We start from the raw sequence: 21,625 nt of genomic DNA, 5'->3' as shown, positions 1-21,625 counted from the left end.
CGCATGCGACGGCTGCGGAAGGGGCCGTGGACGCTGCGGACCCGGCTCGTCGTCTCCGCGGTGACGCTGATCGCGGTCGTCGCGGCCGTGATCGGCTCGGTCACCGCCATCGCCTTCCACAGCTACATGTACGGGAAGCTCGACGACCAGCTGCGCGACATCGTGGTCCGGGCCGAGCGGCTGCCGGGCGCGCCCGTACCCGGTGGGCTCAAGAACAAGGAGCCGCTCGGGTTCATAGGCGGGGGAGGCCAGCCGTTCAATACGTTCGGCGTCGTCCTCGCGGACGGTGCGGTCACCGACTCGGTGGTCGTGAAGGCCGGCGGGCCCGGCGTGCAGCCGAGCAACGAGCCGCTGACCGGCGCCCAGCAGCATGTGCTGGAGGCGGCCGGTGTCGGCGCGGACCGGCACGCGCACGATGTCGAGCTGCCCGGACTCGGCGGCTACCGGGTGGAGGCCGTCTCCATGCGCGACGGCACGACCGTCCTCATCGGGATTCCCACCGCCGAGGTGAGCAAGGCCCTCAGCACCCTGATCCTCGTCGAGGTCTGCGTGACCGGGGCCGGGCTCATCGCCGCGGGGATCGCGGGCGCCGCCATGGTCACTGTCGCCCTGCGGCCGCTGCGCCGGGTGGCCGCCACCGCGACGCGGGTCTCCGAGATGCCGCTGCACAGCGGCGAGGTCGCCCTGTTCGAACGGGTCCCGGAGACCGAGGCCGATCCCCGTACCGAGGTCGGCCAGGTCGGCGCGGCCCTCAACCGGATGCTGGGACACGTCGGTTCGGCGCTGGACGCACGGCAGAAGAGCGAGATGCGGGTCCGTCAGTTCGTCGCCGACGCCAGCCACGAGCTGCGCACCCCGCTCGCCTCGATCCGCGGATACGCCGAACTGACCCGGCGCGGACGGGAGAACACCGGCCCCGACACCCGGCACGCGCTGGGACGGATCGAGTCCGAGGCCGAACGCATGACGGGCATGGTGGAGGATCTGCTGCTGCTCGCCCGGCTGGACGCCGGACGGCCGCTCTCGTACGAGAGCACCGATCTGTCACCGCTCGTCATAGACGCGGTGAGCGACGCCCGCGTCGCGGGCCGGACGGCCTCCCCGGACGGGCCGGGGCTCACGCACCACTGGCGGCTTGAGCTGCCCGAGGTGCCCGCGACCGTACGGGCCGATCCGACCAGGATCCAGCAGGTGCTGGTCAACCTGCTGGCCAACGCCCGTACGCACACCCCTCCCGGGACCACGGTCACGGCCCGGGTGCGCGCCGCAGACGGGTGTCCCTGGGTCACCCTGGAGGTCCAGGACAACGGGCCCGGTGTCCCGGCGGAGCTGCTGCCGCACGTCTTCGAACGGTTCGCCCGCGGGGACGCCTCGCGCTCCCGGCACGCCGGGTCGACGGGGCTCGGCCTCGCGATCGTGCAGGCCGTCACCGCCGCGCACGGCGGTCTCGCCGAGGTGCGGTCGGTGCCGGGGGACACGGTGTTCGCCGTCCATCTCCCGGCGGATCCCGGGTACCCGGGATCCACGCCCAACGCCCCCGCGCACTCACAGGCCGGCCACAGGCTCAGCACACGGGTGTGACAGCGCGGTTGGCGAGTGTCGATGTCATGCGAACCGACACTCCTTGGGGCACCCTGCCGGCCCGGGAACACCTCCTGGCCGGCGCGGGCGACACGGCAGGTGCCCCCGTACTCGATGTGGTGGTACCCGTCTACAACGAGGAGAAGGACCTCGAACCGTGTGTGCTGCGGCTGCACGACCATCTGGCGCGCACCTTCCCGTACGCCTTCCGGATCACCGTCGCGGACAACGCGAGCACCGACCGGACCCCGCAGGTGGCGCGGCGGCTCGCGGCGGCGCTCCCCCGGGTGCGGTCCTTCCGGCTGGAGGAGAAGGGCCGGGGGCGGGCGCTTCGTACGGTCTGGTCGCACTCGGACGCCCCGGTCCTCGCCTACATGGACGTGGATCTGTCCACCGATCTCAACGCGCTGCTCCCGCTGGTCGCCCCGCTGATCTCCGGCCACTCCGACCTGGCCATCGGCTCGCGCCTCGCCCGCAGTTCGCGGGTGGTGCGGGGGACGAAGCGGGAGTTCATCTCGCGGGCGTACAACATCATCCTGCGCTCGTCGCTGGCCGCCCGGTTCAGCGACGCGCAGTGCGGGTTCAAGGCGATCCGCCGCGATGTGGCGCAGCGGCTGCTGCCGATGGTCGAGGACACCGGCTGGTTCTTCGACACCGAGCTGCTGGTGCTCGCGGAGCGGGCCGGGCTGCGCATCCACGAGGTGCCGGTCGACTGGGTCGACGACCCCGACTCGACGGTCCACATCGTGCGGACCGCGACCGAGGACCTGAAGGGCGTCTGGCGGGTGGGGCGCGCGCTGGCCGTCGGCGCGCTGCCGCTGGACCGGCTGGCCCGGCCCTTCGGCGACGACCCGCGCGACCGGGGGATCGGCGGGGTGCCGCGCGGACTGGCCCGGCAGCTCGTCGGGTTCTGTGTCGTGGGCGCCCTCTCGACCCTCTTCTACCTGGCCCTGTACTCGCTGTTCCGGCTGGGCGCCGGCCCGCAGATCGCCAACGGGGGCGCGCTGCTGGTGTCGGCCGTCGCCAATACGTCGGCCAACCGGAGGCTCACGTTCGGGGTGCGCGGCCGGGGCGGAGCCGTCCGCCACCAGGCGCAGGGCCTGGTGGTCTTCGCCATCGGCCTCGCGCTGACCAGCGGTTCGCTCGCCGCGCTGGGGGCGGCGACCGGAGCGCCCTCGCACTCCACCGAGCTCGCCGTGCTGATCGCGGCCAACCTCGCGGCGACGGTGCTGCGCTTCCTGCTCTTCCGCGCCTGGGTCTTCCCGGACCGCGAGGCTCCGCTTCCAGCCTCCGGCCCGGTCCCCGTCCCCGCCTCCCCGGCCCCGGCCGCCTCCCCCGCCCCGGCCGATGACACCCGCAACGACCTGAGGAACGTCCGATGACCACGCTCCATCCCGATCACCTCCCGTCCTCGCCGGACGCGCCCCCGCCCGCCGCTCCCGTGGACCACGGGCGCCCCGGCCGGTCGTTGCCGCACCGCGGGTGGCGGGGCCGGCCCGAGGACCCCCGCTGGGCGCGTCCGGCCTTCCTCGGCATGCTGCTGGTCATCACGGTGGCCTACCTGTGGAACCTCAGCGCCTCCGGCTACGCCAACTCCTTCTACTCCGCGGCCGCGCAGGCCGGCAGCCAGAGCTGGAAGGCCTTCTTCTTCGGCTCGCTGGACTCGGCCAACGCCATCACCGTCGACAAGCCCCCGGCCACCCTGTGGCCGATGGCCCTGTCGGTGCGCGTCCTCGGCCTCAGCTCCTGGGCGATCCTGCTCCCGCAGGTGCTGATGGGCGTGGCCACGGCAGGGGTGCTCTACGCCGCCGTGCGGCGCCGGTTCAGCGCCGCCGCCGGGCTGATCACCATGGCGGTGTTCGCGCTGACGCCCGTCGCCGCGCTGATGTTCCGCTTCAACAACCCGGACGCGCTGCTCGCGCTGCTGATGACCGTCACGGTCTACTGCGTGCTGCGCGCGATGGAGGACGGCCGCACCAAGTGGCTGGTGTGGGCGGGCGTCGCGGTCGGTCTGGCATTCCTGTCCAAGACCCTCCAGGCGTTCCTGATCCTGCCGCCGCTGGCGGTGCTCTACGCGGTGTTCGCACCGGTCTCCGTAGGGAAGCGGTTCGGCCAGCTGGGGCTCTCGGCCCTCGCGATGGTCGTCGCGGGCGGCTGGTGGGTGGCGATCGTCGAGCTGTGGCCCGCCTCCTCACGCCCGTACATCGGCGGCTCGCAGAACAACTCGTTCCTTGAGCTGACCTTCGGCTACAACGGGCTCGGCCGGATCAACGGCGAGGAGACCGGCAGCGTCGGCGGCGGGGGCGGTCGCGGCGGCGGGTCCGGCGGTCAGTGGGGCGAGACCGGCCTCGGCCGGATGTTCAACTCCGAGATCGGCGGCCAGATCTCCTGGCTGCTGCCCGCCGCACTGATCCTGCTGGTCGCGGGCGTCTGGCTGACCTGGCGGGCCAGGAGGACGGACACGGTCCGGGCGGCCTTCCTCGCCTGGGGCAGCTCGCTGCTGATGACCGCGGGCGTGTTCAGCTTCATGGCCGGCATCTTCCACCAGTACTACACGGTCGCCCTGGTCCCCTACATCGCGGCGCTGATCGGCATGGGCGTCACGGTCCTGTGGGAGGAGCGGTCCCGCTGGTGGGCGGGGGCCACGCTCGCGCTCACCGTCGCCGCGACGGCGCTCTGGTCGTACGTGCTGCTGGGGCGGACCCCGGACTACCTGCCGTGGCTGCGGCTGACCGTACTGGTCGCCGGGCTCGTGGGCGCGGTCGGCCTGCTGCTCGCGGCCCGGCTGGGGCGCCAACTGGCCCTCGCCGCCGTGGGGCTGGGCTTCGCCGCCTCGCTGGCCGGGCCGGTCGCGTACACGCTGAACACGCTGAACACCGGACACCAGGGCTCGATCGTGACGGCCGGCCCGTCCGCCGGCGGGATGGGCGGATTCGGCGGCGGTGGCGGTGGCGGTGGCGGGCGCGGCGGCCCCGGCGGTGGCATGAAGCCCCCGACGGGCGGCCAGGGCGGACAGCCCCCGACCGGCAACCAGCAGGGCCAGGCCCAGGGCCGGCCCGGCACGGCGCAGCAAGGCGGGCAGCAGGGACAGCAGCCGGGACAGCAGCCGGGACAGCAGCAAGGCCGGCAGCCCGGTGCCGTGCCCGGCACGGGCGAAGGCTTCGGTGGCGGTGGCCGTGGTGGCGGCATGGGCGGGCTGCTCAACGGCGCGTCCGTCGACGCCGCGGCCAAGAAGCTCCTGGCCGAGAACGCCGACGACTACACCTGGAGCGCCGCGGCCATCGGCTCGCAGAACGCCGCCAGTTACCAGCTCGCCACCGGTGACCCGGTGATGGCGATCGGCGGCTTCAACGGCAGCGACCCGTCCCCGACGCTCTCCCAGTTCAAGAAGTACGTCGAGGACGGCCGCATCCACTACTTCGTCTCCGGCGGAGAAGGCGGCGGTGGCGGTATGGGCGGCGACAGCGGTACCTCGTCGAAGATCTCCGCCTGGGTGGAGGCGAACTTCGAGAAGGTCACGGCGGGCAGCGCCACGTTCTACGACCTGACCCGGCCGGCGAAGAGCGGCTGAGGGGGGCAGGAAGGTCTCAGCGCCGCAGCAACAGGTCGGCGACGACGGGGCGGTGGTCCGAGGCGAGTGTCTCGGCCACCGCCGCGCCGCGTACCCGCACGGTGTCCTTGGACACGGCCACGTAGTCGATCCGCTGCACCGGGTCCTGCGCCGGGAAGGTCGGGCCGCCCGGCTCGACGTCCGTCAGGTTCTCCCACAGCGGGGCCAGCTCCGGGGCGGTCGGCGCCGCGTTGAAGTCGCCGAGCAGGATCTGGCGCACCGGCCCCCGTTCCTCCTTCCGGTCCTCGGCCATGATCCGGCGGGTGTCGGCCACCTGGGCGGTCCGTACGGACGGGTCGCCGCGGTAGTCGAGGTGCGTCGCGTACACGTGCACGGGCAGCCCCTTCACCCGCAGCACCACCTCGCCGAAGCCGGGTCCGGGGGCCGGCGCCGGGTTCGGGTCCTGGGTCGAGAGCCGGGTGATGTCGTGGTTCTCGGCGCTCACGATCCGGTACCGGGACAGCACCGCGACCCCGAACTCGCGCCGCGGCGCACCCGCGGTCGCCGGGTCGAGGCTGTAGATCGGGGCGAACGACACCCGCATGCCGAGCCGCCGGCCCAGCTCGCCCGCCAGGTCCCGCCACTCGCTGCGGGCGTCCCAGTGGACGTCGACCTCCTGGAGCCCGATGACGTCCGCGTCCAGCGAGCGGAGCTCGGCCACCTGCCGGTCGAGATCGAAGACGTTGTCCATGCCCGCACCCGCATGGATGTTGTACGTGGCGACCCGCAGGGGCACCAGCCGCTCCTGCCCGTGGCCGTGCCCGGCAGCCGTCGCGGGAGGTGCGAGCACCGTCCCCAACAGGCCTGCGGCAAGCAGGACTTCCACCGTACGACGACGCAGTGACATACCACTCCAGCCCTTGTCGGATCAGCGACCGGCACCGTACCCCGGGAAAGCCGGTCGTACGCCGGACGGGAGCCCCTATACGGTGTATAACTACTTTCCTGTACACCGTACAGGTCCATGACCGAACGTCCGGGAGTCCGTATGACGGCGACCGCCGCCGAGCAGAACCACCTCGCTCCGACGAGCCATCCGCAGCGCTGGCTGATCCTCGGTGTCATCTGCCTCGCACAGCTCACCGTGGTGCTCGACAACACCGTCCTCAACATCGCGATCCCCTCCCTCACCCGCGAACTGAACGCCACCACCGCCGATGTGCAGTGGATGATCAACGCCTACTCGCTCGTGCAGTCGGGTCTGCTGCTGACCGCCGGCAGTTCCGCCGACCGCTACGGCCGCAAGAAGATGCTGATCGCCGGGCTCGCCCTCTTCGGGATCGGCTCGCTGGTGGCCGGGCTCGCCCAGACCTCCGCGCAACTGATCGCCGCGCGCGCCGGTATGGGCATCGGCGGTGCCCTGCTGATGACCACGACGCTGGCCGTCGTCGTCCAGATCTTCGACGACACCGAGCGGGTGAAGGCGATCGGGATCTGGTCGACCGTCGGTTCGCTCGGCTTCGCGGTCGGCCCGCTGATCGGCGGGGTCATGCTCGACCACTTCTGGTGGGGAGCGATCTTCCTCGTCAACATCCCGGTCGCCGTGCTCGGCCTGGTGGCCGTGGCGCGGTTGGTGCCGGAGTCCAGGAGCGGGACCGGGGACCGCCCCGATCTCCTCGGCGCGCTGCTTTCCACCGTCGGCATGACCGCGCTCGTGTACGCGATCATCTCCGGACCGGGGCACGGCTGGACCTCCGGCCAGGTGCTGCTGACCGCGTTCACCGGGGTGGCCGTCCTCACCGGATTCGTGTTGTGGGAGCTGCGCATCCCATATCCGATGCTCGACATGCACTTCTTCCGGAACCAGCGGTTCGTCGGCGCGGTCGCGGGCGCGATCCTGGTCGCGTTCGGGATGGGCGGCTCGCTGTTCCTGCTCACCCAGCAGCTCCAGTTCGTCCTCGGCTACGGTCCGCTGGAGGCCGGTCTGCGGACGGCTCCGCTGGCCGTGAGCGTCATCGTGCTCAACCTCGCCGGGCTGGGCGCACGGTTGCTGCCCAGGCTGGGCACGCCCGTGACCATCGCCTCCGGGATGGGGCTGCTCGCCGCCGGTCTGGCCTCGATCGCGCTGCTCGGCCGGGGCGGCTACGGGGGCATGCTGCTCGGCCTGGTCGTGATGGGTGCGGGCATCTCGCTCGCCGCTCCCGCCATGGCCAACGCGATCATGAGCGCGATCCCGCCGGAGAAGGCGGGCGTCGGCGCCGGGGTCAACGGCACCCTCGCCGAATGCGGCAACGGCCTCGGGGTCGCGGTGCTCGGCGCGGTCCTGAACTCCCGCTTCGCCGCGCTCGTCCCGACGGCCGTGGGAGCCGCCTCGCTGCCCGCCGCACTGGCCGCCGCGAGCGGTGCGGGGGAGCGACAGCGCATCACGGACGCCTTCGCCTCGGGTCTGGAGACGAGCCAGCTGGTGGGGGCGGTGGCGGTGCTGGTGGGCGGAGTGCTGGCCGCCGTGCTGCTGCGCCGTGCCGAGCGGGGAGAATCAGCTCAGGCTGACCCGGCCGCGGTAGCGGCATAGCATCGGGCGGGACGTTCCGGACCGTACGACTCCGGTTTTGGGCATGGAGTACGTACCCGGTTCGTCCCGCCGGCGAGACAAGGGAGTGCGCCATGGTGTCCGCGGCCGATCGCGTGAAGAACCCTGCCAGGACCAGTGTGTGGCTCGACGGCAGGGCACCGACGCGCAGCCGGAAATCCGACCAGCCGGCCGGTCTCGACCGGGAGAGGATCACGGCGGCTTCGGTCCGGCTGCTGGACGCCGAGGGCCTCGCCAAGTTCTCCATGCGCCGCCTCGCCGCCGAGCTGAACGTCACGGCGATGTCCCTCTACTGGTACGTCGACACCAAGGACGACCTGCTGGAGCTGGCCCTGGACTCGGTCTTCGCCGAGATCGCGCCCCCGCGCACGGACGCCGACTGGCGCGAACGGCTGCGCGAACTGGCGACCAGCTACCGGAGCATGCTCGTCCGGCACACCTGGGCGTCGGCGCTGGCCGGGAACTTCCTGAACATCGGCCCGCACTCGCTGCTCTTCTCGTACGCCATGCAGGACGTCATCCGGGCCACCGGACTGCCGCTGCGGCACCGGACGGGCGCGATGTCCGCGGTCTTCCAGTTCGTGTACGGGTTCGGCACCATCGAGGGCCACGTCGTGCAGCGCTCCGCGGACGCGGGACTCAGCCAGGACGAGTTCTACCGGCAGGCGCTGGGCACGATCCGCGCCCAGCCGCAGCTGAAGGACCTGATGGCGGCCTCGCAGCGCCTGATCGAGGCGCGCGGCGGGGACACCGTCGAGGAGATGCGCGAGCGGGACTTCACCTTCGCCCTCGACCTGCTGATCGCGGGCATCGAGGCGATGCGCGGACGGGGATAGGCCGGGTTCCAGGAGTCCCGCCGGGGCGCGCCCGCCGTCAGTAGCCGCGTGCCGGGTCCACGGCGAGTGCCGGGACGCGGCCCGCGACGAGCTCCCGCAGGCACGCCGCGAAGTCCGTGACGATGTCGTCGTCCGCGGTGATGCCCGCGGAGTGCGAGGTGACCACCGTCCGGGGCAGCCGCCAGCAGCGGTCACCGGGTCCCGCGGGCTCGTCCGCCAGCACGTCGAGCACCGCCCGCCCCACCGTCCCCGCGTGCAGCGCGGCCTCCAGCGCCACCAGGTCCACGGTCGCACCCCGGCCCACATTGATGAACGAGGCGCCGCCCATGGCCGCGAACCGGTCCGCCCCGAAGAGGCCCGCCGTCTCCCCGGTCAGCGGAAGCGCGGCGATCACCCAGCGGGCGTCCACCGGCTCGTCCGGGCCGGCCATCGCGTCGAAGCCGGGCGGGATCTCGCGCGGGGTGCGCGCCACGCCCACCGTCCGGATGCCGCAGGCCCGCAGCAGCCCCGCCACGGCCGAGCCGATCCGGCCGGTGCCGTGGATCAACGCGGTCTGCCCGGAAACGAGTTCGCCGGGGACGCGGCGCCACTCGGCCCGCGCGTGCTGCGCCGTGAACTCCGGGACGAACTGGCAGTCGGCCAGCACCCACGCCAGCACGTACTGCGCGATCCGCTCGCCCATCCGGCCGACGGTCCGGGTGAGCAGCGCCCCGGACGGCCACGGCCCGGCGTCCAGCAGGGCGTCGGTACCGGCGTTCACGCTGTGGAACCAGAGCAGCCCGTCCCCGCGCAGCGCCTCGGGCAGCGCCGCCCCCACGTACACGTAGGGACCGTCCGGAACGGCGGGGTCCGCGCCCGTCCGCTCCACCGGCCGCCCGGCGGTCCGCTCCAGCGAGCGGACCACGGACGCGGTGAGGCCGGGCGCGGCCAGCAGCCGCGCCCGCGCGAGGTGTTCGGCACTGACCGGCGGGACGGTCATCCGGTCCGTCACCCGGTCCGGTATCGGGTCAGTCATCGGACGCCGGCCGCGCCGGGAAGCCGCCCGTGGCGATGGGGCTCCAGCGCTCGGGCGTGATCCTGATGATCGACTTCCCCTGCTTCACCATCGCCGCCCGGTACTCGTCCCAGTCGGGGTGCTCCCCGGAGATGTTGCGGAAGTACTCGACGAGCGGCTCGACCGAGTCCGGTGAGTCGATCACCTCGGCCGAGCCGTCGATCTGCACCCACGGCCCGTTCCACTCGTCGGACAGGACGATCACGCTCACCCGGTCGTCCCGCTTGGCGTTGCGGGTCTTGGCGCGTTCGGGGTACGTCGAGACGACGATCCGGCCCGCGTCGTCGACGCCGCAGGTGAGCGGGGAGCCCTGGGGGCGGCCGTCGGACCGGGTGGTCAGCAGGATGGCCCGGTGCCTGGGCCGTACGAATGCCAGCAGTCCGTCGAGTTCCACGGCGGTGTTGGTCGCGATGTTGGATGCCATGGAACAGACCCTACGACCGCGGACGGTTACGCGGCCGGAAGGGAATCGCCCTGCACGGCCTGGATGTCGAGCTCCACCCGCAGCGTGGTGCCGATCGCCGAGATGCCCGCCTGGATCACCTGGTTGTAGTTCATGGCGAAGTCCTCGCGGCGCAGCTCGGCCGTCGCCCGGAACGCCGCGCGCACGCCGCCCCACGGGTCGGGGCCGGTGCCGAGGTAGCTCAGGTCGAGGTCGATGGGGCGCGCCACCCCGTGCAGCGACAGCTCACCGTGCACGGTCCACCGGTCGGGGCCGGCCGGGGTCAGCCCGCTGGAGTGGTACGTGATCTCCGGGAACCGGTCCGTGTCGAGGAAGTCCGGGGACCGCAGGTGCTTGTCCCGCATTCCGTTGCCGGTGTCGATGCTGGTCGCGCTGATGACCGCGTCCACCCGGGACCGCTGCACGTCCTGGGCGATCTCGATCCGGCCGCCGAACTCGGTGAACCGGCCGTGCACGCTGGAGATCCCCAGGTGCTGGGCGACCGCGCCCACCGAGGAGTGCGCCGGGTCCAGCGACCAGGCGCCCGGCGGCGGCAGCTCCACCCCGCCCTGGCGGGCCAGTACCACCGTGCCGGCCTCGATCCGGCCGCTGGCCGTCACGAGGGCGGTCGAGGCGGCGGGGGCGTACCCGACCGCCGTCACGATCACGGTGTACGCGCCCGCGGACAGCGGGGCGTCGGCCCGTACCGCCCCGTCCTCGTCGGCGGCGGCCCGCAGCACCTGCGTACCGGTCATGTCGGTGACCGTCACGACCGCGTGCTGGACGGCCCAGCCGTCCCGCGTCCGTACCTGTGCGCGAAGTCCCATCCCGTTCTCTCTCCTTGCTCATGACCCGCCCGCTCACGGAACGGGTCACTCTATGAGTCGGGCCCCGGGGCGGGGACGGCAGGCCGTCCCCTGCCTGCCGTTCCCGCCACCGGGGCCCATTTCCACCGGCGGGGACAGCCTCTCCGCTCGAAGTGCTGTCCCGCCAGGGGTCTTGACTACTCGCCGGGGTGGGCGAGCTCGATGTCGTGGCCGTCGATCCCGCGACCGGCCACGGTCAGGGCGCCCGCCACCGGCGGGTATCCGGTCGCGATGACCGAGTACTCGCCCGCGTCCAGGTCGGCGAAGGCGTATGCCCCGTCCTCCCCGGTCGTGGAGTTGGCGATCACGTTGCCCGCCGCGTCGATCAGCGTGACGCGGGCGTCCGGCAGCGGCCGCAGACCGGAACCGGCCCGCACGACACCCTGCACCAGCGCACCGGACCGCAGTGCGGCGTCGACCCGGGTGACACCCTGGCCGCCGACCTCCACGGGCAGCGCCATCGGGCGGAACCCGGCCGCGTTCACCGCGACGGTCACCGAACCGGGGACCAGCTCACCGAAGGCGAACTCGCCCGCCTCACCGGACTTGCCGGTGGCCAGCACGTCGCCGCGCACATCGGTCACGATGATCATGGCGCCCTCGACCGGCGCACCGCCCTCGGCGGCCCGCACGGTTCCGGCCAGCCCGCTCGTACCGGCGAGCAGGATGTCGTACGTGAGCGGCTCCTCGCCGACGACCACGGTGGACGCCTGCGGCTGGAAGCCGTCGGCGGACGCGATCAGTACGTACGAACCTGCGCCCGGGGCGTCCAGGGCGTAGCCGCCGTCGGCCTGCGCGGCCGAGAGGCCGAGCTGCCGGCCGCCCAGCGAGATCAGCGTGACGGCGGCGTGCCCGACGGGTGCGCCCTCGGCGCCGCGCACCACACCGCGTACCGCGGTGCCCCGCAGGGTCGCCACCGGAGCGGCCTGAAGGGTGTCGACCGCGGTGACGCCGGCCGTTCCCTCGGAGACCAGTGCCGCGGTACCGGACGGGACCTCGGCGAGGACCGCCGCGTCGGCCGGCGTCTCTGCCGCGGCCGCTGCCTCCGGCCGGGCCGGGGCGTCGTTCGCGGCGTTCGTCCTCAGCGCGACCTCCTTGATGAAGATCGTGATCACGAAGGCGAGCAGTGCGGCCGGAGCCGCGTAGAGGAAGACGTCACCGACGCCGTGTCCGTAGGCGGCCTCGACGACCGTACGGACCGGTCCCGGCAGCTTGTCCAGGTCGGGGATGCCCCCGCCGCCGGTGTCCATGGACGCGCCCTGGGGACCGAGGTCCGTCAGGCCGTCCTTGACGTAGTGGGTGACGCGGTTCGCCATGACGGCGCCCAGTGCCGAGACACCGATCGCGCCACCGAGCGAACGGAAGAAGGTGACGACGGAGCTGGCCGAACCGAGGTCCTTGGGGTCGACCTGGTTCTGGGTGGCGAGCACCAGGTTCTGCATCATCATGCCGATGCCGAGACCCATCACGAACATGTAGACCGCGATGTGCCAGTACGTGGTGTCGTACCGGATGGTGCCGAGCATCCCGAGACCGGCCGTGAGCAGGAAGCCGCCGCTGACCAGCCAGGCCTTCCAGCGGCCCGTCTTGGTGATGATCTGGCCCGAGAGGGTCGAGGAGATGAACAGGCCCGTGATCATCGGGATCGTCATCACACCGGACATCGTCGGCGACTTGCCGCGCGCCAGCTGGAAGTACTGGCTGAAGAAGACGGTGCCCGCGAACATCGCGATACCGACGAACAGCGAGGCCAGCGAGGCCAGCGTGATGGTGCGGTTGCGGAACAGCCGCAGCGGGATGATCGGCTCGCGGGCCCGGGACTCGGTGAAGACGAAGAGCAGGGTGAGGAGCAGGGAGCCGGCCAGCATCACGCCGGTCTGCCAGGACATCCAGTCGTACTTGTCGCCCGCGAAGGTCACCCAGAGGAGCAGCAGCGAGACCGCGGCGCTGATGAAGAAGGCACCGGTCCAGTCGACCTTGACCTCGCGCTTGACGACCGGGAGCTTCAGGGTCTTCTGGAGCACGATGAGGGCGATGACCGCGAACGGCACGCCGACGTAGAAGCACCAGCGCCAGCCCATCCAGCTGGTGTCGGTGATGACACCGCCGAGCAGCGGGCCGCCGACGGTGGCGACGGCGAAGACCGCGCCGAGGTAGCCGCTGTAACGACCGCGCTCGCGCGGGGCGATCATCGCGGCCATCACGATCTGGGCGAGGGCGGAGAGACCGCCGACGCCGACGCCCTGCACCACACGGCAGGCGATCAGCATGCCGCTGCTGGTCGACAGACCGGCGACGACCGAGCCGAGCACGTAGATGATCAGTGCTATCTGGACCAGCAGCTTCTTGCTGAACAGGTCGGAGAGCTTGCCCCACAGGGGGGTCGTCGCCGTCATGGCCAGCAGCGAGGCCGTGACGACCCAGGTGTAGGCGCTCTGACCGCCGCCGAGGTCGGAGATGATCTCCGGCAGGGCGTTGGAGACGACGGTGGACGACAGGATCGCGACGAACATGCCGAGCAGCAGCCCGGTGAGTGCTTCCATGATCTGCCGGTGTGTCATCGGCGTGCCGGCGGAGGAATCGTTCCCTCCGTGCTTGGCGTGGCCGCCCCGCACACCGGTTGGTGTGGTCGTAGCCATTTAATTCCTTGTCTTTGCTTCTGTTACACGGGTGTACGGGTGTACGAGCCGTCGTTGCCGTCGGCCGGCCGGGAGCGGCAGTCGCCGCTGTGTCTTCCGGGGGCGCACCCGCCGGAACCGCGACAGGAGAAGCTGTCGCGCAGCCGGGCCAACAGCGTGTTGAGCTGCCCGACCTCTTCGTCGGACCAATCCTGGAGATGGTGGACAAACATTTCGGTGGTCCGGCGGTTCAGGTCGCCGAGCACGTCATCGCCCGCGGGGGTCAGCCGCAGGATCCGGGAACGCTTGTCCGCCGGGTCCGGGCACCGTTCGATCCAGCCGCGTTCTGCCACGTGGGCGACGTGTCGGCTGGTCACCGACATGTTGACGTCGAGCAGTTCGGCCAGTCTGCTGATGCGTATTTCGCCGTGCCGGCTCAGCAGAGCCAGTACGGCCGCGGAGCCAGCGGGGCATTCGGCCGGCAGGGTTCGGGCGAGTCCTCGTTTCACGGCGCCGATGGCGCTCAGCTGCCGGGCCAGTTCTTCGTACTGACTCCGTGCAGCCACGGGACCCCCAGACACATCTTCATACCGATCATCTTGTTGCTTAGGGCAACGATAGAAGCCGTTGGTTGCTGCAGGCAAATGAAAAAGGGCTTGCATAAGTAAAGGAACGCAAAAGGCTCCGTAGAGCTGAAGTCAAAGCCCCAGCGTGTGCGGTGTGCGAGTGGCGGATGTGTCTCGTGCCACACAGGAGGCGCGGGCGGTACGGTCCGGAGCCCGGTCCCCGGGCGGACCGGACCGCCCGAGGAGCGATGCCGCCCCGCCCGCGAGCGGTGCGCGACCGCCCCTCGCGTGTATATACGGGAGGGGCGGCAGGCGCGGGTGGCCGTGATCCCCAAGTGGCCCGGGGCGCACGGGTGTTGTGCGGGAGACGCGGTGCGCGGCGCGGCCCCGGTCACGGCTCGGGGGCCGGCGGGCCCGGAGGGCTTCCCGCCGCGCACCCGCGCCTTCCCCGCCGGACATCCGAGGCTTCCGCACGCCTCGCCCGCGCCTTCCGCGCCGGTTCCCCGGCCGCGGCCTCGCGCCTTCACCGCCCCGGGGGTTGGGCGCCCGCGCCGAGTTCGCTAGGGTCCTGCGACATGGCACACAACCCCCACGCCCCGCAGGGTCCCGAGGGCACAAGCGACCCGGCAGGCAACACGCAGATGTTCCGCGCCTTCGTCGACGAGGGCGAGCCGCAGCGCCGGCAGCAGCCCGCGGCCGTGTCGTCCGGCCCGAGGACCGGACTGATCGCCATCGTCGTCGCGGTGATCGTCGTCCTCGGCGCGGTCGCCTGGCTCGCGCTCGGCTGACCGGCCCTCCGGTCACCCCGTCCCCATCCGTCACTTCCAGACGGCGGTGACGTCCCGGGTCTCGACATGCATGCCCAGGGGCACCCGCCAGGCGTCCACACAGACGGTGTACGTCTTCTTCCGCGCCGCTCCCGCGCCGATCGGTGCGGGCAGCGGCGCTGTCGATTCCCGGGTCGCCCAGTCGATCCCCAGCCCGCCGATGATGTGCGTGGCGAAGGTGACGGTGCCCGAACGTGCCGGTGATCCACCGGTGTTGCGGAACTCCACGGTGACCTTCTCGCACCAGCGCTCGTCCGCCGCCGCCCGCTCGGGAGCTCCCACCTTCAGCACGGCCGCCCCCGCGGGGGCGGTGGAGCCCGGCGGGGACGGGGTCGCGGGAGCGGTGGAGCCGGAGCTGCCGGAGCCATCGGGGCCGGAGCCGCCCGTGGGGCTCGCGCCGCCCGTGCCGGAGCCGCCCGTGCCGCTGCCGCCCGCGGTGCCGGAGCCGTCCGCTGTACGGCCCGGCGTACCCGGACGCCCTGCAGCACCGCCGGAACCACCCGCACCGCCCGTACCATCGGAACCACCCGCATCGCCCGCCTCGCGGGACGCGGCCGAGGAGCCCGGTGAGGGCGAGGCGCCGCGTCTGCCGTCGCCGTCACCCTTGGCGCCTCCGCGCTCGTCCCCGCGCTCGTCCCTGTCCAGCGGGACCAGCGTGACCTTCCCCGAGGGCGGCACCGCCCCCGAGGGGGCCTTCCCGGAGGCCGCCCGCGCGGCGCCGACGGCCGTGTAGCCGCCGCCGCCCGTCCCGTCGCCGCAGCCCGCCAGCGCCGCGCCCAGGCACAGCACGGCCGCCGAGGCGGCGATCACGGTGCCCCGGCGGCCGGGCGGGCCGAATGTCTGACGTCGCATCGCGCCAGTGTGGCTGACGACCCGTCAATTCGGAACCCTTGCGCGGCTGCGCGCGGGTCAGTCGGCGATGAGCCCCTCCCTGAGCTGGGCGAGCGTGCGGGTCAGCAGGCGCGAGACGTGCATCTGCGAGATGCCGACCTCCTCGCCGATCTGCGACTGGGTCATGTTGGCGAAGAACCGCAGCATGATGATCTGCCGCTCCCGGGGCGGGAGTTTGGCCAGCAGCGGCTTGAGGGACTCGCGGTACTCGACGCCCTCCAGCGCCGCGTCCTCGTATCCCAGCCGGTCGGCCAGCGAGCCCTCGCCGCCGTCGTCCTCGGGTGAGGGCGAGTCGAGCGAGGAGGCGGTGTAGGCGTTGCCGACGGCCAGGCCGTCGACGACGTCCTCCTCGGAGACCCCGAGCGCCTTGGCCAGCTCCGGCACGGTCGGCGAGCGGTCGAGCTTCTGGGCGAGCTCGTCGCTGGTCTTGGTGAGGGCGAGCCGGAGCTCCTGGAGCCGGCGGGGCACCCGTACCGACCACGAGGTGTCGCGGAAGAAGCGCTTGATCTCGCCGACGACGGTGGGCATCGCGAACGTGGGGAACTCCACGCCGCGTTCGCAGTCGAACCGGTCGATCGCCTTGATCAGGCCGATCGTGCCGACCTGGACGATGTCCTCCATGGGTTCGTTACGGCTGCGGAACCGTGCCGCGGCGTAACGCACCAGCGGCAGGTTGAGCTCGATGAGTGTGTCCCGCACATAGGCACGCTCGGGGCTGTCCGTTCCATCGGGACCCGGTGCGGGACCCAGTGCGGCGAGCCGCACGAACAGCGAGCGGGACAGCGTGCGGGTGTCGATGGCTTCCGACGAGCTGGTGAGCACAACGGGTGCGGGTGCGCTCTTGGTGAGCGTGAGCACCTTCGAGCTGCCCTGTTCTGCGGACATGCCACCCCCTTGAGGTCGCGGACGGTCGCGGCGGCCGCGACCATCGGAGGAACGCAGCCTCCACCTGAATACCGGAGGTGAGGCGGCGGCAAACGCGGTTCCCGCAGAATGTCACATGTCGGCAACGCGCTGTAGTGACTTGTCGACAAGTCTTGGGGGAGTCTGTGCAGTTAACAAGGGGTATGCGGCATGAGGTCCGGCCGGAATTCCCAACGAACGGATTACCCGTTCCGGTTACGCCTCGATCCTGTTTGCGGACCGGAGTCGGGCGAAACTTCTGGCGAGAAGCCTTGACACGTGCATCTGGGAGACACCCAGTTCCGCGCTGATCTGGGACTGCGTCAGGTTGCTGTAGTAGCGCAGGAGCAGGATCCGCTGTTCCCGCTCGGGCAGCTGGACGAGCAGGTGCCGGACCAGATCGCGGTGTTCGACCCCGGCCAGGGCCGGGTCCTCGTAGCCGAGCCGGTCCAGCAGGCCGGGCAGGCCGTCACCCTCCTGGGCGGCTTCCAGTGAGGTCGCGTGGTACGAGCGCCCCGCCTCGATGCAGGCCAGCACCTCGTCCTCGGAGATCTTCAGCCGCTCGGCGATCTCCGCGGTGGTGGGTGAGCGGCCGTGAGCGGTCGTCAGGTCCTCGGTGGCGCCGGTGACCTGGACCCAGAGCTCGTGCAGCCGGCGCGGCACGTGGACGGTCCGTACGTTGTCCCGGAAGTACCGCTTGATCTCGCCGACCACGGTCGGCATCGCGAAGGTCGGGAACTGGACGCCGCGTTCGGGGTCGAACCGGTCGATGGCGTTGATCAGACCGATCGTGCCGACCTGGACGACGTCCTCCATCGGCTCGTTGCGGCTCCGGAACCGCGCCGCGGCGTACCGCACCAGCGGGAGGTTCGCCTCGATCAGCGCCGTCCGGACCCGGCCGTGCTCCGCCGTCCCCGGCTCCAGCCCCTTCAGCTGCCCGAAGAGCACCTGGGTGAGCGCCCTGGTGTCCGCGCCCCTGGTCCGGGCGGGTGCGACGGTGTCGTCGGGCGTCTCGGTCTCGATCGTCTGCACCGCCGCCTGCGGCTGCTCCTGCGCCTGCTGCGCCTGCTGCGGCGGCTGGACGGCCTGTGACGGCTGGACGGTCTGCGGCTGCTGGACGGTCTGCTCCGTCCGGGCGGTCGGTGCCGTCTGGACGGCGGACGCCGTCTGGGTGGTCTGCCCCGTCTGGGCGGTCTGGGGAGGCACTTGAGGCGCTGTACTGGCCGGCACGGTGACGCCACCCCTTTGCGGTCAACTTCGATCAACTCATCCGTCAAAAGCGGTCATAGCATCACAAGACATGTCCACTATGCGCAAGCACCCTATTGCGCCGTGTTGGCCTCGAATCGGTTTAAACACAAAGAAAAGCCCCTCACCGCTGTGGTGAGGGGCTCGCAGGGCCGAAGGGGTCAGAACGGGTAGTCGGCGATCACCCAGGTGGCGAACTCACGCCACTGACCGGCGGCCGCCCGGTGGGCCGGATGCTCGATGTAGCTCTTCAGTGCGGCCTCGTCGGCGACGGCTGAGTTGATGGCGAAGTCGTACGCGATCGGCCGGTCGGTGATGTTCCAGGCGCACTCCCAGAACTCCAGCCCGGGGACCTTGTCCGCCAGTTCCTGGAAGGCCCTGGCCCCCGCGACGACCCGTGGGTCGTCCCGCTCGACGCCGTCGTTCAGCTTGAACAGGACCAGATGGCGGATCATGCGGGTACTCCTACTTCACGAGCTCGGACATGAAGTCACCGACGCTCTGCGCGGCACTCGCAACGCCCTCGAACCCTACTTGGACGAGATCGGCGGACCGTGCCGGGGCCGTGATGATCGTGTAGAGCACGAAGACGACTATCAAGTAGAGAGCGATCTTCTTCGCTTGCACCATCGGCCCCTGACTCCCCTTCGATCGCCTGCGCGGTCGGGCGAGTCTATCCGCACGAATGGCCGTATCCGCCTGCTGTTTCCGATCACTCATCCGGACTTTAGGGACCAAGGACCCGGAGATCGGGGCCGTTTGCCCGGCCGTGCGGCTTCTGCGGGCGGGCAAAATGGATGGCGAGCCCGGCGGATGTGGCAGGAAGTCCGCAGGGCGAGGAACAGGGTCCCTCTGTGGGGTCCTCGCCGCGGCATCCCCCCGATCGCGGCGAGGGCTGGTAGGGCCTGTTCTCATCGGGGGGAGCGGCTTGTCCCCCCGATGCCGCTCCCTCCGACCTGATCAGTGGCACAGCACGCAGGCCCCGGCTCGTTCCCGAGCCGGGGCCCGCGTCGTTCCGTGGGGCAGGCGGAACGCAGTGAAGGGACCGACCCCAACGGGTCGGTCCCTTCATTTACCTGCGGTAGCGGAGGGATTTGAACCCTCGGTGAGTTTCCCCACACTCGCTTTCGAGGCGAGCTCCTTCGGCCGCTCGGACACGCTACCGAGAGAGAGCTTAGACCATCCCGGCCGTCCTTCGAAATCCGATTCCCGAAGGCACCGCCCGGACACGGGGACGCCAGGTCAGCGGTGGCGGAAGAAGGCGGTGAGGCGGGCCGCGCAGTCGGCCTCCAGCACTCCGGGGATCACCTCGGGGCGGTGGTTGAGCCGGCGGTCGCGTACGACGTCCCAGAGGGAGCCGGCCGCTCCGGCCTTCTCGTCCCGGGCCCCGTAGACGACCCGGGCCACCCGGGACTGCACCAGCGCGCCCGCGCACATCGTGCAGGGCTCCAGCGTGACCACCAGGGTGCATCCGGACAGCCGCCATTCGCCGAGCGCGGCGGCGGCCCGGCGCAGGGCGAGGATCTCGGCGTGCGCGGTCGGGTCGCCGGTCGCCTCGCGTTCGTTGTGTCCCGCGGCGAGCGGTGTGCCGTCCGGGGCGAGGACGACGGCGCCGACCGGCACATCGCCGGCCGCCGCCGCCCGGTCGGCCTCGTCCAGGGCGCGGCGCATGGCCGCCCGCCACGGGTTCCGTACGGGATCGTGCGGTTGGGGCGGGTCGTGCGGGTGCGGTGCTTCGGTCACCCGCGGACCTTAACGGACGGTCTCCAGGACCTCGGCCGCTCCCAGCGCGTCCGCGATCTCCACCAGTGCGTCCGTCCGCAGCATCAGCAGCTCCGCCTCGGGGAGCCCGAGGTCGGACAGGACCCCGGATTCACCGAGCGGGCCAGCCGGTACGGCGTCGAGCCCGTCGTCATCGTCGTCGGTGGTGTCGTTGTCGTCGTTGTGGTTGTCGGGGGCGTTGTCCGGCTCGCCGTCCTCAGTACCGTCGAGTCCGACGAGCTCTTCGAGGGCGGCAATCGAGTCCTCGGCCCCGGGTTCGCGGCCGAGCAGTTCATCGGTGAGCAGGATCTCCCCGTACGAGGAGCGGGCGGCGGCGGAGGCGTTCGAGACGTAGATACGCGGGTCCTCCTCACCGTCCACCCGGATGACGCCGAACCAGGCGTCCTCCTGCTCGATGAATACGAGCACCGTGTCCTCGTCAACCGAGGCTTCACGGGCCAGATCCGTCAGATCGGACAGGGTCTCCACGTCGTCGAGATCCGTGTCGCTCGCTTCCCACCCGTCTTCGGTGCGCGCGAGCAGTGCGGCGAAGTACACCGTGACTCTCCCACTGGTCTAGGGGCCTCTCGTTCGGCTCAGGCCGGGCTCGCGGGGTCCGGCACGCGCATCTTGACCCCGCTCCCTGATCCGGCCTGATCCGGCCCGATCCAAACGAAAGACCCTAGGTGTGTCGGTCCGGCGGGAGGGCAGTCGGTGGTCCGGCTGCCCTGCGTCCCGCCCATCGGAATCGTGGCAGAAACGAGAGCCCGGCGAGAGCAGTTCGGACGTTGCGTCGGCCATCAGTTCTGTCCGGCGCGGCCACCAGGGGGTTCTTCCGCAGGCCGGACGGCTACCAGCGAAACGTCCGCATCCGCATGGCCTGGCGCATTCGGGCGGCCTTGACCCGCCGCGGCTGGACCCGGTCGCGCAGCGCCTTGGCCTCGTGAAGCTCGCGGAGGAACTGGGCGCGGCGCCTGCGGCGCTGCGCGTCGGTCTCCTGCGCGTCGGTCTCCTGCGCGTCGGTCTCCTGCGCGTCGGTCTCCTGCGCGTCGGTCTCCTGCGCGTCGGTCTCCTGTGCGTCGGTCTCCTGCGTGTCCCTGGGCTCGGGAGGGTCCGCCCCGTCCCGTTTCCGCTGTGCCCCGTCCGGCATCGGCTCATCACCCCAAGGCTGGGTCCGTATGCCCCCACCTTCCCCCCGAACGTGTGGTTGATGCCAGCGCACGGGTACGGGAGGCGCGACTACTGTGGGCCCATGCGGATCCACGTCGTCGACCACCCACTGGTCGCGCACAAACTCACCACCCTGCGCGACAAGCGCACCGACTCCCCGACCTTCCGGCGCCTCGCCGACGAGCTGGTGACCCTGCTCGCGTACGAGGCCACCCGCGATGTGCGCACCGAGCAGGTCGACATCGAGACCCCGGTGACACCCACCACCGGCGTGAAGCTCTCGTACCCGCGGCCCCTGGTCGTGCCCATCCTGCGGGCCGGCCTCGGCATGCTCGACGGCATGGTGCGGCTGCTGCCGACCGCCGAGGTGGGCTTCCTGGGCATGATCCGCGACGAGGAGACGCTGCAGGCGTCCACGTACGCGTCCCGTATGCCGGAGGACCTCTCGGGCCGCCAGGTGTACGTCCTGGACCCGATGCTGGCCACCGGCGGCACGCTGGTCGCGGCCATTCAGGAGCTGATCAAGCGCGGTGCGGACGACGTCACCGCCGTCGTGCTGCTCGCCGCCCCCGAGGGCGTCGAGGTGATGGAGCGCGAGCTGGCGGGGACGCCGGTCACCGTGGTCACCGCCTCGGTCGACGAGCGGCTCAACGAGCACGGCTACATCGTGCCGGGCCTCGGCGACGCGGGTGACCGGATGTACGGCACCGCCGACTAGAGCC

Annotated in this window: 21 protein-coding genes and 1 tRNA gene; 7 read left to right on the top strand and 15 right to left on the bottom strand. The window is 71.5% G+C overall.

All coding sequences use genetic code 11. The annotated features are described in order from the left end of the window. Positions 1-3 precede the first annotated feature (3 nt). From AB0I52_RS01740 to AB0I52_RS01730, 3 genes are read left to right on the top strand one after another with little or no spacing between them, the layout of a single operon-like run. A complete protein-coding gene (locus AB0I52_RS01740) occupies positions 4-1,581 on the top strand; it encodes a HAMP domain-containing sensor histidine kinase (protein WP_363067920.1) in 1,578 nt (525 codons plus the stop codon). A gap of 26 nt (positions 1,582-1,607) precedes the next feature. Then, the gene (locus tag AB0I52_RS01735; RefSeq protein ID WP_363067918.1) at positions 1,608-2,963 is read left to right on the top strand and encodes a bifunctional glycosyltransferase family 2/GtrA family protein; all 1,356 of its coding nucleotides are present in this window, start codon (positions 1,608-1,610) and stop codon (positions 2,961-2,963) included. Continuing rightward, a complete protein-coding gene (locus AB0I52_RS01730; RefSeq protein ID WP_363067916.1) occupies positions 2,960-5,152 on the top strand; it encodes a glycosyltransferase family 39 protein in 2,193 nt (730 codons plus the stop codon). Before AB0I52_RS01735 ends, AB0I52_RS01730 begins: the two co-directional genes overlap by 4 nt. A 16-nt stretch (positions 5,153-5,168) precedes the next feature. Here AB0I52_RS01730 and AB0I52_RS01725 read toward each other — a convergent pair whose 3' ends face one another. Then, positions 5,169-6,038 carry an endonuclease/exonuclease/phosphatase family protein gene (locus AB0I52_RS01725; RefSeq protein ID WP_363067914.1) on the bottom strand — a complete coding sequence of 290 codons (870 nt, stop codon included), beginning with the start codon at positions 6,036-6,038 and terminating at the stop codon, positions 5,169-5,171. A 141-nt stretch (positions 6,039-6,179) separates the two neighbouring features. Here AB0I52_RS01725 and AB0I52_RS01720 point away from each other — a divergent pair, with 141 nt between their 5' ends. Next, a complete protein-coding gene (locus tag AB0I52_RS01720; RefSeq protein ID WP_363068301.1) occupies positions 6,180-7,703 on the top strand; it encodes an MFS transporter in 1,524 nt (507 codons plus the stop codon). A 92-nt stretch (positions 7,704-7,795) separates the two neighbouring features. Next, entirely contained in the window at positions 7,796-8,557 is a 762-nt protein-coding gene (locus tag AB0I52_RS01715) for a TetR/AcrR family transcriptional regulator (RefSeq protein WP_363067912.1), read from the top strand. A 37-nt stretch (positions 8,558-8,594) separates the two neighbouring features. Here AB0I52_RS01715 and AB0I52_RS01710 read toward each other — a convergent pair whose 3' ends face one another. From AB0I52_RS01710 to AB0I52_RS01690, 5 genes are all read right to left on the bottom strand, one after another. Further along, on the bottom strand, positions 8,595-9,536 hold the full coding sequence (locus tag AB0I52_RS01710) for an NAD(P)-dependent oxidoreductase (RefSeq protein WP_363068299.1): 942 nt from the start codon (positions 9,534-9,536) through the stop codon (positions 8,595-8,597). A gap of 28 nt (positions 9,537-9,564) precedes the next feature. Then, positions 9,565-10,035, bottom strand: a complete 471-nt coding sequence (locus tag AB0I52_RS01705) for a PPOX class F420-dependent oxidoreductase (RefSeq protein ID WP_363067910.1) — start codon at positions 10,033-10,035, stop codon at positions 9,565-9,567. A 26-nt stretch (positions 10,036-10,061) separates the two neighbouring features. Beyond that, positions 10,062-10,880, bottom strand: a complete 819-nt coding sequence (locus AB0I52_RS01700) for a YceI family protein (RefSeq protein WP_363067908.1) — start codon at positions 10,878-10,880, stop codon at positions 10,062-10,064. Positions 10,881-11,056: 176 nt separating this feature from the next. After that, positions 11,057-13,558: an MFS transporter gene (locus tag AB0I52_RS01695; protein WP_363067906.1), complete on the bottom strand. Its 2,502-nt coding sequence runs from the start codon at positions 13,556-13,558 to the stop codon at positions 11,057-11,059. Positions 13,559-13,581: 23 nt separating this feature from the next. After that, positions 13,582-14,103, bottom strand: a complete 522-nt coding sequence (locus AB0I52_RS01690) for a MarR family winged helix-turn-helix transcriptional regulator (RefSeq protein ID WP_363067904.1) — start codon at positions 14,101-14,103, stop codon at positions 13,582-13,584. 575 nt (positions 14,104-14,678) lie between these two features. Between AB0I52_RS01690 and AB0I52_RS01685 the strand changes: the two genes are divergently transcribed. Continuing rightward, positions 14,679-14,891 carry a hypothetical protein gene (locus AB0I52_RS01685; RefSeq protein ID WP_362961489.1) on the top strand — a complete coding sequence of 71 codons (213 nt, stop codon included), beginning with the start codon at positions 14,679-14,681 and terminating at the stop codon, positions 14,889-14,891. A 30-nt stretch (positions 14,892-14,921) separates the two neighbouring features. Here the strand turns inward: AB0I52_RS01685 and AB0I52_RS01680 are convergent, their stop codons facing one another. From AB0I52_RS01680 to AB0I52_RS01640, 9 genes are all read right to left on the bottom strand, one after another. Beyond that, positions 14,922-15,782: a hypothetical protein gene (locus tag AB0I52_RS01680; RefSeq protein WP_363067902.1), complete on the bottom strand. Its 861-nt coding sequence runs from the start codon at positions 15,780-15,782 to the stop codon at positions 14,922-14,924. Between the two features lie 57 nt (positions 15,783-15,839). Continuing rightward, the gene (locus AB0I52_RS01675) at positions 15,840-16,706 is read right to left on the bottom strand and encodes an RNA polymerase sigma factor SigF (RefSeq protein WP_123460544.1); all 867 of its coding nucleotides are present in this window, start codon (positions 16,704-16,706) and stop codon (positions 15,840-15,842) included. A gap of 234 nt (positions 16,707-16,940) precedes the next feature. Beyond that, on the bottom strand, positions 16,941-17,756 hold the full coding sequence (locus tag AB0I52_RS01670) for an RNA polymerase sigma factor SigF (RefSeq protein ID WP_363068297.1): 816 nt from the start codon (positions 17,754-17,756) through the stop codon (positions 16,941-16,943). 377 nt (positions 17,757-18,133) lie between these two features. Further along, complete coding sequence (locus AB0I52_RS01665) at positions 18,134-18,427, bottom strand: Dabb family protein (RefSeq protein ID WP_363067900.1); 294 nt, start codon at positions 18,425-18,427, stop codon at positions 18,134-18,136. Positions 18,428-18,437: 10 nt separating this feature from the next. Then, entirely contained in the window at positions 18,438-18,602 is a 165-nt protein-coding gene (locus tag AB0I52_RS01660) for a hypothetical protein (RefSeq protein ID WP_363067898.1), read from the bottom strand. Between the two features lie 449 nt (positions 18,603-19,051). Then, positions 19,052-19,136 (bottom strand) — tRNA-Ser (locus AB0I52_RS01655). A gap of 78 nt (positions 19,137-19,214) precedes the next feature. Next, positions 19,215-19,715 carry a tRNA adenosine(34) deaminase TadA gene (gene tadA / locus AB0I52_RS01650; protein ID WP_363067896.1) on the bottom strand — a complete coding sequence of 167 codons (501 nt, stop codon included), beginning with the start codon at positions 19,713-19,715 and terminating at the stop codon, positions 19,215-19,217. Between the two features lie 9 nt (positions 19,716-19,724). After that, positions 19,725-20,291 carry a hypothetical protein gene (locus AB0I52_RS01645; protein ID WP_363067894.1) on the bottom strand — a complete coding sequence of 189 codons (567 nt, stop codon included), beginning with the start codon at positions 20,289-20,291 and terminating at the stop codon, positions 19,725-19,727. A 292-nt stretch (positions 20,292-20,583) separates the two neighbouring features. After that, the gene (locus AB0I52_RS01640; RefSeq protein ID WP_363067892.1) at positions 20,584-20,883 is read right to left on the bottom strand and encodes a hypothetical protein; all 300 of its coding nucleotides are present in this window, start codon (positions 20,881-20,883) and stop codon (positions 20,584-20,586) included. A gap of 102 nt (positions 20,884-20,985) precedes the next feature. On the opposite strand from AB0I52_RS01640, the gene upp reads away from it, so the two are divergent. Beyond that, complete coding sequence (upp, locus tag AB0I52_RS01635) at positions 20,986-21,621, top strand: uracil phosphoribosyltransferase (RefSeq protein ID WP_311304301.1); 636 nt, start codon at positions 20,986-20,988, stop codon at positions 21,619-21,621. The last annotated feature ends 4 nt before the right edge of the window (positions 21,622-21,625 follow it).

The organism is Streptomyces sp. NPDC050423, from assembly GCF_040655445.1.
GTDB lineage: Bacteria > Actinomycetota > Actinomycetes > Streptomycetales > Streptomycetaceae > Streptomyces.
The sequence above is the reverse complement of the archived record's forward strand: the minus strand, read 5'-3'. Positions and strand labels throughout refer to the sequence as shown.

Excerpts from the sequence above, each read along its gene's own strand:
- AB0I52_RS01675 (WP_123460544.1), bottom strand. The coding sequence starts at position 16,706 with ATGTCCGCAGAACAGGGCAGCTCGAAGGTGCTCACGCTCACCAAGAGC.
- AB0I52_RS01705 (WP_363067910.1), bottom strand. The coding sequence starts at position 10,035 with ATGGCATCCAACATCGCGACCAACACCGCCGTGGAACTCGACGGACTG.
- AB0I52_RS01720 (WP_363068301.1), top strand. The coding sequence starts at position 6,180 with ATGACGGCGACCGCCGCCGAGCAGAACCACCTCGCTCCGACGAGCCAT.
- AB0I52_RS01640 (WP_363067892.1), bottom strand. The coding sequence starts at position 20,883 with ATGCCGGACGGGGCACAGCGGAAACGGGACGGGGCGGACCCTCCCGAG.
- AB0I52_RS01665 (WP_363067900.1), bottom strand. The coding sequence starts at position 18,427 with ATGATCCGCCATCTGGTCCTGTTCAAGCTGAACGACGGCGTCGAGCGG.
- AB0I52_RS01725 (WP_363067914.1), bottom strand. The coding sequence starts at position 6,038 with ATGTCACTGCGTCGTCGTACGGTGGAAGTCCTGCTTGCCGCAGGCCTG.
- AB0I52_RS01680 (WP_363067902.1), bottom strand. The coding sequence starts at position 15,782 with ATGCGACGTCAGACATTCGGCCCGCCCGGCCGCCGGGGCACCGTGATC.
- AB0I52_RS01730 (WP_363067916.1), top strand. The coding sequence starts at position 2,960 with ATGACCACGCTCCATCCCGATCACCTCCCGTCCTCGCCGGACGCGCCC.
- AB0I52_RS01695 (WP_363067906.1), bottom strand. The coding sequence starts at position 13,558 with ATGGCTACGACCACACCAACCGGTGTGCGGGGCGGCCACGCCAAGCAC.
- AB0I52_RS01660 (WP_363067898.1), bottom strand. The coding sequence starts at position 18,602 with ATGGTGCAAGCGAAGAAGATCGCTCTCTACTTGATAGTCGTCTTCGTG.
- AB0I52_RS01700 (WP_363067908.1), bottom strand. The coding sequence starts at position 10,880 with ATGGGACTTCGCGCACAGGTACGGACGCGGGACGGCTGGGCCGTCCAG.
- AB0I52_RS01685 (WP_362961489.1), top strand. The coding sequence starts at position 14,679 with ATGGCACACAACCCCCACGCCCCGCAGGGTCCCGAGGGCACAAGCGAC.
- upp (WP_311304301.1), top strand. The coding sequence starts at position 20,986 with ATGCGGATCCACGTCGTCGACCACCCACTGGTCGCGCACAAACTCACC.
- AB0I52_RS01735 (WP_363067918.1), top strand. The coding sequence starts at position 1,608 with ATGCGAACCGACACTCCTTGGGGCACCCTGCCGGCCCGGGAACACCTC.
- AB0I52_RS01715 (WP_363067912.1), top strand. The coding sequence starts at position 7,796 with ATGGTGTCCGCGGCCGATCGCGTGAAGAACCCTGCCAGGACCAGTGTG.
- AB0I52_RS01740 (WP_363067920.1), top strand. The coding sequence starts at position 4 with ATGCGACGGCTGCGGAAGGGGCCGTGGACGCTGCGGACCCGGCTCGTC.
- AB0I52_RS01710 (WP_363068299.1), bottom strand. The coding sequence starts at position 9,536 with ATGACCGTCCCGCCGGTCAGTGCCGAACACCTCGCGCGGGCGCGGCTG.